The 12,880-nt window shown below is 63.8% G+C and carries 10 protein-coding genes; 6 read left to right on the forward strand and 4 right to left on the reverse strand.

Translation table 11 applies throughout. The features are described 5' to 3' along the window. Positions 1-4: 4 nt before the first annotated feature. Together NKH54_RS18060 and NKH54_RS18065 are read right to left on the reverse strand one after the other, a co-directional pair. Positions 5-337 carry a lipid-A-disaccharide synthase N-terminal domain-containing protein gene (locus NKH54_RS18060; protein ID WP_023669132.1) on the reverse strand — a complete coding sequence of 111 codons (333 nt, stop codon included), beginning with the start codon at positions 335-337 and terminating at the stop codon, positions 5-7. Next, positions 330-1,064, reverse strand: coding sequence for a glycosyltransferase family 2 protein (locus tag NKH54_RS18065; RefSeq protein ID WP_023739402.1), 735 nt, complete (start codon positions 1,062-1,064; stop codon positions 330-332). Before NKH54_RS18065 ends, NKH54_RS18060 begins: the two co-directional genes overlap by 8 nt. Before the next feature lie 254 nt (positions 1,065-1,318). Here NKH54_RS18065 and tyrS point away from each other — a divergent pair, with 254 nt between their 5' ends. After that, positions 1,319-2,572 (forward strand): tyrosine--tRNA ligase, encoded by a 1,254-nt coding sequence (tyrS, locus tag NKH54_RS18070; RefSeq protein ID WP_023694103.1) that lies wholly within the window; start codon positions 1,319-1,321, stop codon positions 2,570-2,572. Between the two features lie 17 nt (positions 2,573-2,589). On the opposite strand, the gene NKH54_RS18075 is transcribed toward tyrS, so the two are convergent. Continuing rightward, positions 2,590-5,976, reverse strand: coding sequence for a YhdP family protein (locus NKH54_RS18075; protein ID WP_353028650.1), 3,387 nt, complete (start codon positions 5,974-5,976; stop codon positions 2,590-2,592). A gap of 162 nt (positions 5,977-6,138) precedes the next feature. Between NKH54_RS18075 and NKH54_RS18080 the strand changes: the two genes are divergently transcribed. Next, positions 6,139-6,606, forward strand: a complete 468-nt coding sequence (locus tag NKH54_RS18080) for a peroxiredoxin (RefSeq protein ID WP_353028651.1) — start codon at positions 6,139-6,141, stop codon at positions 6,604-6,606. A 163-nt stretch (positions 6,607-6,769) separates the two neighbouring features. Beyond that, positions 6,770-8,047, forward strand: a complete 1,278-nt coding sequence (locus NKH54_RS18085) for a M23 family metallopeptidase (protein WP_352760216.1) — start codon at positions 6,770-6,772, stop codon at positions 8,045-8,047. 422 nt (positions 8,048-8,469) lie between these two features. Here NKH54_RS18085 and NKH54_RS18090 read toward each other — a convergent pair whose 3' ends face one another. Then, positions 8,470-9,645, reverse strand: a complete 1,176-nt coding sequence (locus NKH54_RS18090; protein WP_353028652.1) for a M24 family metallopeptidase — start codon at positions 9,643-9,645, stop codon at positions 8,470-8,472. A gap of 212 nt (positions 9,646-9,857) precedes the next feature. Between NKH54_RS18090 and NKH54_RS18095 the strand changes: the two genes are divergently transcribed. Genes NKH54_RS18095 through NKH54_RS18105 form a run of 3 tightly spaced genes read left to right on the forward strand, consistent with a single transcriptional unit; the run spans position 9,858 to position 12,867 of the window. Next, entirely contained in the window at positions 9,858-11,024 is a 1,167-nt protein-coding gene (locus NKH54_RS18095; RefSeq protein ID WP_353028653.1) for an ROK family transcriptional regulator, read from the forward strand. Next, positions 11,021-11,785 carry an ATP-binding cassette domain-containing protein gene (locus NKH54_RS18100; RefSeq protein ID WP_352498172.1) on the forward strand — a complete coding sequence of 255 codons (765 nt, stop codon included), beginning with the start codon at positions 11,021-11,023 and terminating at the stop codon, positions 11,783-11,785. The genes NKH54_RS18095 and NKH54_RS18100 overlap by 4 nt, the downstream gene beginning before the upstream one ends. 41 nt (positions 11,786-11,826) lie before the next feature. After that, the gene (locus tag NKH54_RS18105) at positions 11,827-12,867 is read left to right on the forward strand and encodes a sugar ABC transporter substrate-binding protein (protein WP_023684845.1); all 1,041 of its coding nucleotides are present in this window, start codon (positions 11,827-11,829) and stop codon (positions 12,865-12,867) included. Positions 12,868-12,880: the final 13 nt, after the last annotated feature.

Here is a 12,880-nt window from a genome sequence, read left to right on the forward strand (position 1 = left end):
TGGCTCAGTCGACCTTGGTCATCGCCGCCTTGCGCTCATTGGCGATGAGCCATAAATTTCTGACATAGATCACCATGCCCATGGCCTGGCCGGCGATGAACACCGGATCCTCACGCTGGATGGCGTAGACGAGCAGCAGCCCGCCGCCGAACAGCGAGAAGAACCAGAAAGCGATCGGCACGACGCTGCGCTTGGCCTTTTCCGAAGCGATCCACTGCACCAGGAAGCGCATGGTGAAGAAGAACTGGGCAACGAAGCCGAGCAGAACCCAGGCGTCGAACTGCTTGACGAAAACCTGGTGCAGCCAGGTCGCCAATTCCTGAAACACGTTAGCCATGCGTGATTTCCTCTACCTTTGGCATTCTGCGGCGCCGGCGCCGAAGCCACCAGACGCCGGCGAGATCGAGCGCGCCCTGCAGGCCGCGATCGAAGATGCCGTAATTCGACTTGCCGTGGCGGCGCGAGCGGTCGACGACGTCGCAATGGACGACGCGGTAGCCTTCCTGGATGACCAGGGCCGGAACGAAACGATGCGTGCCGTCGAAGAAGGGCAGTTTGCGCAGGATATCGGTGTGGATCGCCTTCAGGCCGCAGCCGGTGTCGCGGGTGTCGTCATGCAGGATCGCGCCGCGCAGCCAGTTGGCGAAACGCGATGCCAATTGCTTGATCTTGCTGTCGCGGCGCTTCAACCGCTGCCCCTGCGCGGCGCCGAAATCGGGCCCTGCCCGACGCAACGCATCGACCAGCACGGGGATATATTGCGGGTCGTTCTGGCCGTCGCCGTCGATAGTGGCGACGATCGAGCCGCGCGCCGCCCAAGCGCCCGAGCGCACCGAAAGCGACTGGCCGGCGGATTTTTCGTGCCGAAGCTGCCGAAGCGGAAACGGACGTTTGGCGGCTTCAGCGGCAAGCACCGAAGCGGTGTCGTCAGTCGAACCGTCATTGACGACGATGATTTCGAAGTCGCGCCCGGTCATCGCCGCCTCGATCTCGTCGATCAGCAGCGGCAGGTTCGCCGCCTCGTTGCGGCAGGGAATGACGATGGATATCAATGCGTCCGGCATATCGCGTCGGGCTCTGTCACAAGATATGGCATTCGGTGGATGCCGTGCGGTGCCGTTCCAGCGGATCGAACCCGTTGGCGCGGCGCCTCATTACGCCAGCCGACAGGATGAAGCAAGCATGCGCGGCAGTGCAGAATAGGCTGTCCATGCCGGCGCAAAACCGGAAACCACTTTTGCTTGACGCGCTTGGATGCTAAACGCCCGCGTTCAGGCCATGCCGGGCCGTTCGGACCCGGCGCTTTCAGGAAGAAACAATGCCCGCCTTCAAGTCCGATTTCCTGCGCGTCATGAGCGAGCGCGGCTTCATCCACCAGATTTCGGATGAGACCGGGCTGGATCAACTTTTCGCGAAGGAAACCGTGACCGCCTATGTCGGCTACGACGCCACGGCGACCAGCCTGCACATCGGCAATCTGATATCGGCGACCATGCTCTACTGGATGCAGGAGACCGGCCACCGGCCGATCGCACTGATGGGCGGCGGCACCTCGATGATCGGCGACCCGTCCTTCCGTGACGACCAGCGCAGCCTTTTGACGCCCGAGGCGATCGCCACCAACATCGAAGGCATCAAGCGAATTTTTGGCCGCATCCTGCGCTTCGGCGACACTGGCAACGACGCCATCATGGTCAACAATGCCGACTGGCTGATGAAGCTCAACTATGTCGAGTTCCTGCGCGATGTCGGCCGCCACTTTTCGGTCAACCGGATGCTGACCTTCGACAGCGTCAGGCTGCGGCTCGAGCGCGAACAGTCGCTGTCCTTCCTCGAATTCAACTACATGATCCTGCAAGGCTATGATTTCGTCGAGCTCAGCCGCCGCCACGACTGCCGGCTGCAGATGGGCGGTTCGGACCAGTGGGGCAACATCATCAACGGCGTCGATCTCGGCCACCGCATGGGCACGCCGCAGCTTTATGCGCTGACCACGCCGCTGCTGACGACATCGTCGGGCGCCAAGATGGGCAAATCGGCCAAGGGCGCGGTGTGGCTGAACGGCGACCTCTTCTCGCCCTATGATTTCTGGCAATACTGGCGCAACACCGAGGATGCCGACGTCGAGCGCTTCCTGAAGATCTTCACCCGGCTGCCGCTTTCGGAGATCGCGCGGTTGGCCGCCCTTGGCGGCTCGGAGATCAACGAGGCCAAGAAGGTGCTGGCCACCGAAACCACGGCCATCGTGCACGGCCGCGAGGCGGCGCAACAAGCCGAGGAGACCGCGCGCAAGACCTTCGAGGAAGGCGTGACAGCCGAAACGCTGCCGACCGTGGAAGTGGACGGCGCCGCGCTGGAAGCCGGCATCGGCATCCTGTCGCTGCTGGTCAGCGGGGGCCTTGCCGGGTCCAACGGCGAGGCAAGGCGTCACATACAGGGTGGCGCCGTGCGCCTCAACGACCAGCCGGTGGCGGACGACCGGCGGATGGTGACGCCTCAGGATTTGAGTCCGGAAAACGTCGCAAAGCTTTCAGTGGGCAAGAAAAAGCACGTGCTTGTGCGGCCTGCCTGAGCCGTGTTCTGGGATCCTCAGCGATACTCGAAGATCGACCGGAAAATGCCCGGCGCGATTACCGATAGCGGGTTGATGTCCAGCACCGGCTTGTTGGCGTTGCCCTTAAGCCGGTAGGTGACGCCGATCAGGCCTCGGTCGCGGCCGTTGCCGAGCAGAACGCCGACCAACGGCAACTCGCCGAAGATGCGGTTGAGGCCATAGGCCGGCATGAAGGTTCCGGTCATGTCCATATTGTTGTTCTGGTCGTAGAGCGTGCCTTGGAAGGTGGTGCCGATGCGCGGGCCGCGCAGCACGCCATTCGCCAATTTCAAATAGCCCGACCCCTTGTCGATCTCGGTAAAGCCGCGCTCGAACTTTACCCGCGAGGTGTCGATCTTGCCCTTGACCGCTTCGTTCAGGCTGCGGCTGTCGCCGGTTGGCGTGGTCGAGACGATGGAGGCGAGCTTGGGTTCATTGACGATGAAGAAGTTGCTCGAATCGACCTGTCCCCGCATCGGGCCGTCGGCTGTGCCGCTCAGCGCCAGCGTGATCGATCCGCCTTCCATGTGCTCGTAGATGTTGAGGAAGCGCAATATGGCGCCTGCGTCGGCCGACTTCATGGTGAGCGCGCGAGCACCATTGCCTGCCGTATTGCTGATGGTGATGGCGGCGCCGGAACTTGCCGCGGCGCTGACCTTGAGCCTGTTCACCCTGGAGCCGGCGGCACTGTAGTCGAGCTTCAAATTGGACAGGACCTCGTCATGGAACCCGGTTAGCGAATTGACGTCGGCGCTGACCGAAACCGCGTCCGTGCCGGTGGTTTTGGTGGCGGTATCGACATCGGAGGTGAACTGCTTGATCAGCGAGCGGGCATCGAGCGCGTTGCCGCTGACATCGACGGCAAAGCCCTTGCCCGACCGCTTCACCGTCACGGCGACATCGTCGCCACGGTTCAAGGCGACCTTGCTGAAGCGGGCCGAAGACAGCGCGCCCTTGACCAGGACGACATCGCCTTCGACCGAAAAGCTCTTTCCGTCGAGGTCGAAGTCGGACAGCGTCGTGGTATCGCCGGACTTGCTCATGGTAAAAGTGGCATTGGCGGGAATGCCCGGCCCCTTGCTCCAGCCTGCCCAGGGAATGTCCAGCCTGGCGCTCGTCAGGTCGACGTCGACGTTCTGGCTGCCGCCTTCGCCGCTCTTGTCGATTGCCACCTTGATGGTGCCGGAAATCAGCGGCGACAGGCCAGGCATGGCGATGGCGCGCGTCTTGTCGTCGAGCACAAGCGCCACCTTGCGGCTGCGCGGCGGGCCGCCATCCCTGAGCGGCTCGACCAGATCGAGCTCGGCTGGAATGCCGTTCAGCCGCGCCTTGGCAGAGATCACCGCCTTGTCAGGCCCGACTTCGATCGAACCGTCGGCATCGGTCACCATCTGGCCTTCGAATGGCTTGCCGAGCGACAGGTCCTTGTAGTCGAGCGATACCAGCCAATCGAGCTTCGACGTATCGACGCCGGATTGCAACGGAATGTCGGCCTTGACGTGGCCGGTCACCGTGCCCGACAGGTCGTCCGGCAAGATGCCGACATGGCGCATGGCGTTGATCGGTTCGTAGGAGGCAAGTTCGGCGATGGCCGGCGCCTCACCGGCGACGTCGATGTCGAGCGCGCCGATCACCGGCGGGTGGTTTGCCGCCTTTACCGACAGTGTGCCATTGCTTGCCGCCACGGTGCGGCCGCTTGGCATATAGACGCTGCCCGAGGACAGCGCGACGTCGACATCGTTGCCGTGGAAGGAAACGACGCCGACGGCATCGCGTATCGGCGGGATGCGGCCGGCGGTGTCGAAACGCGAGCCCTCGACCTGGAAGCGGCCGAACACCTCGTCGGCCGAAAGCGGCACGCCGTTGCCGAGACGTCCCGGCACGACCTGGAACTGCAGGCTGGCATCGACGACGCGGCCGCCAAACAGGTTCTGCAGCACCCACAGCCGCGCGTTCTTGGCGGAGAACCAAGGCCATAGCTGCTTGACGTGCGAGACCGCCATGTCGTGGACGTTGAGCGACACCGAGATACCCGGCGGTCCGTTGTCGATGAAGGAAACCGCAGCGGTTCCCAGCACTTCGCTCCCCGACCCCGACCTGATGCCGATCTGGTCGGCGACAAGCTTGCGGCTCTTGGTCTGATAGACGCCGGCGATGCGGGCGAAGAAATTCAGCGCCGGCTCGGGCGATTCCGAAGGCGCCAGCGTCGAGCCGTCGCTGGTCAGGTCGTAACGATAGGAAGGCTCCTCGCCGGCCGCGCCGGTCGACGGCTTTGGCCCGATCGAGCCGGCGAAATTGAACGCCGAGCGCCCGGTCTTCAGAACCAGCCTGCCGACATCGATCTTGTTGGAGCCGGAGACAAGGGCGGCGTCGACATCGACATCGGCCGGCAACAGCCCGCGTGTGCCGAGGTCGAGCACCGAGCCGGTTAGCGACAGCGAGCCCGTCAGCCGCGAATCGGTCTCGCCCGAGCCTTCGGATCCCGTGAGCTTCAAAGCCATCGCGCCGGTTCGCCCGCCGGCCGCCGGCGTGGTCTCCGCGACATCCGCCATGTCGATGGCGGCGTTCAAGGCGGTGACGCGCATCGAGCTCGTATCGCGGGTGGCGGTGGCCGTGACGGTGAGCGCGCGGCCATCGACATCCGCCTCGGACGAGAACTCCATGCTGCCGGGGCCCGACTGCAGCACCGTGGCGTTGGCGATCGTGACCAGCTTGACCGATCCGGCCTCGGGCAGCTCGAACGCGACATTTTTGAGATCGATGCGGCGCATCGAATCCTCGCGCACGGCATCGAGTGCACGATTGACGTCACTGAAGACGGCGGCGGCCAGTTTTTCCGGATCGATGAGACCGTCTTGATTGCGCAGGCGCGCTGTCCAGTCGCCACCCGACGGCATTGCCGCGGTGACGATATGGGCGTCGGAAATCCTGGCGCTGGTCAGCCGAACCTCGCCCGAAAGCAGCGGGATCAACCGGATGCCGAAGCGGACGCGCCCGGCATCGGCCATCGGCTTGCCGTCGGCCGTCTCGACGCTGACATCCTTGACCTGCAGCGCAATGAAGCTCGATCCGTCAAGTGTCAGGCTGGCAGGACCGACGGCGACTTTGACGTCGAAACCGGCCAGTTTCTCGATCGCCGTTTCGGCTTCCAACCGCAGCCGTTCGTTGCCGATGCCGGTGGCGCCGATGACGTAGACGGCGGCCGCTGCCAGCAGCACAAGGGCTCCAATGCCGGCAAACAGCCGGGCAAGGATGCGAAAGCCGCGGCCGATCCGTGCCTTACCGAGCGGCGGCACGCGGCAAGCGGACGGGAAAGCCCCCAGGTCGGTGATCTCGTCACGCCTGAACCGGATTTTCTCGTGCTGCGGTTCTTCCTGATCCACGCAATTTTCCGTTGTGCGAATTCGATCGTGGACGAATCCCCGCCCGACATTATAACGACGCAGGCTAGAGCATGATGCCGAAAAGTGTGAGGCGGTTTTCGGACGACATCATGCTCTATCTCTTTGATTTAGGGCCGCGTAACCTCAAACAAGGGCATCGATATGGCTGATCTCGACGTTGGCGACGTTGCGCCGCAATTCGATCTTCCGCGCGACGGCGGCGGCTCACTCAGCCTTGCCTCGATGCGGGGGAAGCCCGTTGTACTTTATTTCTATCCGCAGGACGACACCACAAGTTGTACCAATGAGGGGATCAGCTTTTCGCAGCTGAAGCCGGAGTTCGAAAAGGCCGGCGCCGTGGTGATCGGCCTGTCGCCGGACAGCGTGAAGAAGCACGACAAGTTCAAAACCAAATACGATCTCACCGTCGACTTGGTTGCCGACGAGGAGCGCAAGGTGATCGAGGCCTACAATCTGTGGGTCGAGAAGACGATGTATGGCCGCAACTATATGGGCGTCGAGCGGGCGACGTTCCTGATCGGCAAGGACGGGCGGATCGCCGGGATCTGGCGCAAGGTCCGGGTGAAAGGCCATGCCGAAGCAGTGCTGGAGGCGGTCCGCGCGCTCTGAGGCGCCACCGATCTGGCCAACGCCGCGCAGTGCATTAGGGGCAATAAGACATATATGCGGTTGGCTGACACCGTTGGTCACTAGCGCCCGCGACGGCAAAACTTTGTTAACCCTAATAATGTGTAATCGGGCTTCGTTGGTGTCGTAACGAAAGCTTGGTCCCGTGAACCTAACCGGTCAGTCAGCGGTCTTCGGCAGGCGCAAGGAGCCGCATACGGTCATCATTGCGCGGGGCAATGAAATACGGCATTTCACCATCCGGCCGTGGCTCGTCGCCTTTCTCGGCTCGGCACTGGCGGCGATCGCCATCGGCTATCTCTTGGCGACCTCCTATCTCGTACTGCGCGACGATCTGATCGGCGCCACCACGGCCCGGCAGGCGCGCATGCAGCAGGCCTATGAAGATCGCATTTCCGCATTGCGCGCGCAGGTCGACCGCATCACCAGCCGCCAGCTTCTCGACCAAAAACTGATGGAAACCAAGGTCAGCGAATTGATCGAGCGGCAGAGCCAGCTCAGCCAGCGCCATGGCCGCCTCGGCCCGATTCTCGAGCGGGCCGAAAACGAGGTCGGCACGCCGGCCGCCGCGGATGTGGCGGCAAAACCCGACGAGCATGCCGAACTGACTGGCGGCGAGCCACTCGCCTATTCGGTCGCCAGCCTCGGTTCGGGCGACACCAGGCCATTCTCGCTGTGGTCGACACGCTCCGACCCGCTGCCCAGCGAAACGGCTGCGGACCGCGCCGACAAATTGTTCGTCTCGATCAATGATTCACTGAAGGCTATCGAAAGCCAGCAACTCACCCGCATCGAGACCCTGGCCGACAATGCCTACAAGAACGCCGACGCCATCACCCAGGCGCTCCAGGCGGCCGGCCTGCCGGTCGACAGCGATTTCGGCAAGAACGAAAGCGATGTCGGCGGGCCGCTGATCCCGCTTGACAGCTCGATGATGTTCGACAGCAAGGTCAAGGAACTGGACGAGGCGCTGGATACGCTCGACCAGTTGAAGAAAGAGGCGCGGCGGCTGCCGCTCGCCAACCCGGCGCCGGGCCACTCCGTCACCAGCCCGTTCGGCGTGCGCACTGACCCCATCCTCGGCACCGCTGCCCTGCACTCGGGCATGGATTTCCGCGCGCCGGTCGGCATGGCAGCCAAGGTCACGGCGGCCGGAATCGTTACCAAGGCCGGCTGGAACGGCGGCTATGGCCGCATGGTCGAGGTCGATCACGGCAACGGCTTTGCCACGCGCTACGGCCATCTGAGCGAGATCGACGTTGCCGTCGGCCAAAAACTCGCAGCCGGCGACATCATTGGCAAAACCGGCAGCAGCGGCCGTTCGACCGGCCCGCACCTGCACTACGAAGTCCGCCACAATGGCGAGGCCATCGACCCGCTGCGCTTCCTGACCGTCGGCAAGAAGGTCGAGCAGTATCTGTAGGGTCAAGCCAGGCTGGTTGCTGCCCAACTTCGCCGCGCCCTGCCCGCTGGTTCGGCGATCCAGGGTCGCACCAAGCGCGGACCCGTGCCGACAAAACTGTCCCTGGGCTGAGGCAGATGCACGGCCACTGCGAAGCCCATCGAGCCATGGGCGTCATGGCCGCAGGCATGCATCACCTTATCGCCACATTGCGATTGACGGCCTCGCGGAGCCGACGATATCGACGGCCAGGCCGTAGCGGGCGACGTCGCGGATGTCTGATATCCCGTGCCCGGCCAGCATCGGCCTGAGATAAGCTCCCGTCCCAATCTTTCGGTTCGATAATTCCGGATGGCGGTGCAGATGACGGCGGATCTCGACCATCCGATCGAGAATTCCGGCATCGATGCGGGGGCGCGGCACCGCCCGGTGCTGCCGACCGGTCAGGATTTGACATGGATGTCTCGCGGGAATTTGGTCAGCGTCTCATGGCCGGTCTCGGTCACCAGAATGGTCTCGCTGATCTCGATGCCCCAGCCATCCATCCACATGCCAAGAATGGAGTGCAGGACGTTGCCGGGTTGCAGCGCGGTCTTGTCGCCGGGCCGCAGGCTGATCGTGTGCTCGCCCCAATCCGGGGGATAAGCGACGCCGATGGAGTAGCCGATGCGCGATTCCTTCTTCAGCCCGTAGCGCTGGATAACCTTGCGCCATGCGGCCTCGACCGCTTCGGCTGTGGTCCCCGGCCTGACCGCGTCGAGTACCGCATCCATGCCTTCGATCACCGCCTTTGCGGTGTCGGCGACACGGGCCGGCGTCTTGCTGAGCTGCATCGTTCGGGCGAGGCCTGCGGCATAGCGGCGGCAGACACCGGCAAGTTCGAGCGCAATCGTTTTGCCGAAGCGCCGGTCGCTCCACATGATGTGCGGAGCCGATGCATTCTCGCCGCCGAGGATGGTCGGCGGCAGTGCCGTGATGTCGCCGGCGAAGTCTGGACTGCCGGCAATCTGCGCCGCCTGGATCGCGGCAATCGCATCGCATTCGCGCACGCCTGGCGCGATGACTTCGAAGGCCCGCGAAACCGCCGATTCGGCAAGTGTCGACGCCTTGCGCAGATAAGCAATTTCGGGCGCGGATTTGACGGCGCGGATCCAGTTCACCAGCAGATCGGCGTCGTGCCATTTCGCATTGGGCAGGCCGGCGACGAGCCGGGCATGCGCCTTCGGCGAGAAATAATAGGCTTCGAGCTCGATGCCGATATGTCTCGCGCCCCAGCCCTTGGCGACGATGCAGGCCGCTATCCAGTCCATCGGATGGCGATCGGCGCGCTGCACGTGGTCCTCGGGGAAGCCGACCACATTCTCCGGCTTCATCCAGGCCGTCAGCAAGCCGCCTGCCGCATCCATGGCGCGGCCGATCCAGACCGGCTCGGCCTCGTTTTCGATCGGGACAAGCACGATCTGCGGCGTGTAGAACGACCAGCCGTCATAGCCGGTGATGTAATGCTGGTTGGCGACATCGTTGACGACCAGCAGTTCCAGCCCACGCGCCGCCATCTCGGCGCGGATCTTCTTGAGCCGCCGCTGGTACTCATCGCGCGCAAAAGGCAATTCGATCATCGGTTTTCCTGCTGGATCACTGGTCGGGCGAGCCCCGCGCCCGCCTGACGTCATTCACCATTGCGGTGGTTTCAGCCCGGCTGCAATCGGCCAGCGCGGCGCATGGGACAGGTCCTGCACCGCGTCTGGGAACCATTCCGAATTATTTTTGAATTCCATTTGACTGAATAAATTGCCTGTGCAAGTCTTAGCCTTCCTAAAGGGCGCGGGACATGGCACTGCGGGGAACCAATCAGGAGTTCGGGCGGCCTTACAACCGGCGCATCGTGCTGGAGTCCATCCGCCTCCACGGTCCCATAGCTCGCGGCGACATTGCCGGCCGCGTTGGCCTCACCGTCCAGACCGTATCGACCATCGTTCGCGAACTCGAAGAGCATGGCTATGTGCTGTCGCTGCGCGAAGAGCCGCGCGGACGCGGGTTGCCGCCGGCGACGCTCAGGATCAACCCCGAGGGCGGCTATGCCGTCGGCGTCCACCTCACCCCGCTGGGGATCGACGCGGCGCTCATCAATCTCAGCGGCGATGTCATCGAGAGCATGCATCGCGAGGCGCCGCATGCGACGCCCGACCATGCCTTCGAGCTGATCGGCGCGATGGTGCCCGAGCTGACCGCGCTGCGGCCCGGCGGACGCGTGCTCGGCATCGGCATGGCGCTGCCTGGACCGTTCGGCGTGGAGTCGATGAGCTTCGTCGGCCCGACGACCATGGCCGGCTGGAAGGATGTCGCGCTGCCGGAACGGCTGGCGGCGTCGACCGGGCTGCCGGCCTTCTTCGAAACCGACATGGCGGCGGCGGCCATGGGCGAACGGCTTTACGGTCTCGGCTCCGGTTATTCCGAATACTACTACCTCTATTTCGGCGTCGGCCTCGGCGGCGTCATCGTGCATGACGGCGCGGTGATGCGCGGCGCCTGGGGCAATGCCGGCGAAATCGGACACATCCCTGCCGTTCCGGGCGGCGAGCCTTGCCCATGCGGCAACAGCGGCTGCCTCGAACGGTATCTCTCGCTAGAAGCACGTCGCCGCCGCAACATCAGCGACGCCGCCTGGGTGGCCGAGATCGCGCCGATCTTCCGCAACGCCATCGTCACAATCGAGAATGTATTCGACCCCGAAACCGTCATCCTCGGCGGGCTTGCGCCCACCGACCTGCTCGAAAAGCTGGTCGGCGCGGCGGGACAGCTTCCCAATTCGGTCTCGGCGCGGCGCGACCGCAAGACACGGCGCGTGACGGTGGCGACCGGCGGCAAGCATTCGGTGCTGCGCGGCGCTGCCGCATTAGCCGTTTCGGGCGTGCTGTCGCCGCGCTTCGGCCAGATGTTCATTGCCGAGCGCGAGCGCCGGTCCGACCTCATGCACAGCAAGGGAGTGGCGGCATGACCGAACCGCTGCTGGTACTCGAAAACGTCACCAAGAATTACGGCGCCATTCATGCGCTGAGGGGCATCAGCTTCTCGATCGGCAAGGGCGAAGTCGTGGCGCTGCTCGGCGACAACGGCGCCGGCAAGTCGACACTGGTCAAGATCATCGCCGGCGGCCTCGAGCCGAGCTCCGGCCGCATGCTGTTCGAGGGCAAGGAATTCCTGGCGAAAACGCCGGCCGAGGCCAAGGCTGCCGGCATCGAGACCGTCTACCAGGACCTGTCGCTCTGCACCAATGTCGACGTCGTCGCCAATTTCTTCATGGGCCGCGAAATCACCCGCAAGGTTCTCGGTGTCCCCATCCTCGACGAGCGCGCCATGGAGGCCGTGGTCGGCAAGGCGCTGGCAAGTGCCGGCACCCGCATCCCGTCGCTGCGCACCAATGTCGAGCATCTCTCGGGCGGCCAACGCCAGGCCATCGAGCTCAACCGCTTCGTGCACTGGGGCGGCAAGCTGGTGCTGCTGGACGAGCCGTTCGCGGCACTCGGCGTCGAGCAGACCAGGCGCGGCCTCGAGATGATCCGCCAGGTGGCCAACCAGGGCATCGGCGTCGTCATCATCACCCACATCATGCAACAGGCCTTCCAGGTCGCCGACCGGATCGTGGTGATCCGGCAAGGCGTCGTGGCCGGCGATGTCGCGCGCAACAAAACAAGTCCCGATGCGGTGATCAACATGATCACCGGTGAGACGCTTGCCGGTGCCGGACCGGCAAGTTGAGGGACAAAAGAGGGGTCCGGTATAAAAGAGGAGCGAACGACATGAAGCGAATACTGGTTCTTGTCTTCGGTATCCTGGCACTGGCTCTTGCCTCGCTCACGCCGGCAATGTCCCAGACCAAGGGAACCGTCTATTATATGGTCCCGACCCTGCTCGATGAATTCCAGACCGGCTCGGTGAGCGCGCTGGAGCTGTTCCTCAAGCAGGTCGGCTATGAGGTGAAAACACTCAACGCCGACAACAAGACCGACGCGCAGCAATCGCAGATGAACGACGTCATTGCGCTGAAGCCGGCGGCGATCATCCTGGCCGCCGTCGATTTCAACGCGCTGAAGCCGTCCATCGAAGCGGCGCGTGCGGCCGGCATCCCGGTGGTCGAGTTCGACCGCCAGATCACCTCGACCCCGTCCGATTTCACCTCGGTGGCGGGCACGGTCGAGATCGGCTACGTCGCCGCCGAGCAGGCGCAAAAGCTTCTGACCGCCAAGAACGGTTCTGTGAAGGGCAAGATCCTGCAGGTGCTCGGCGATCCCGGCGATCCCTACACGCTCGACATCCAGAAGGGTTTCGAGGAGAAGTTGAAGGCGTTTCCTGACGTCAAGATCATCTCGCTGCCGGCCATGCAATGGGAAGCCAGCAACGCCGGCACGATCGTTGCCGACCAGATGCTCGCCAACCCCGACATCGACCTGATCTTCAGCCATGCCGCGCACCTGTCGGTCGCAGCCGTCGCCTCGCTCGAGGCCGCCGGCAAGAAGCCGGGCGACGTCATGCTGATGAGCTCGAACGGCGCTCCGGTCGGTCTCGACCTGATCCGCAAGGGCTGGCTCAATGTCGAAGTCGAGCAGCCGCTCTACGCGCAGGCCGCGGCCGTGGCGATGTTCATGGACAAGATCGCCGGCAAGCAGGAAATCAAGCCTGGCGAGTATGACGTGCTCGGCTTGAAGTCGACCGTGACCAAGGAGAGCTGGGGCCCCAACATCAAGATCCCGGGCGCCGCCATCACCAAGGAAAACGTCGACAATCCGGCCTTCTGGGGCAACCAGAAGCCGCCGACGGACACGATCAAGTCTGTCGAATAGTCGCCTAGCGAAG

Origin of the sequence: Mesorhizobium sp. M1004, assembly GCF_040318795.1 — a bacterium.
Taxonomy (GTDB): domain Bacteria; phylum Pseudomonadota; class Alphaproteobacteria; order Rhizobiales; family Rhizobiaceae; genus Mesorhizobium.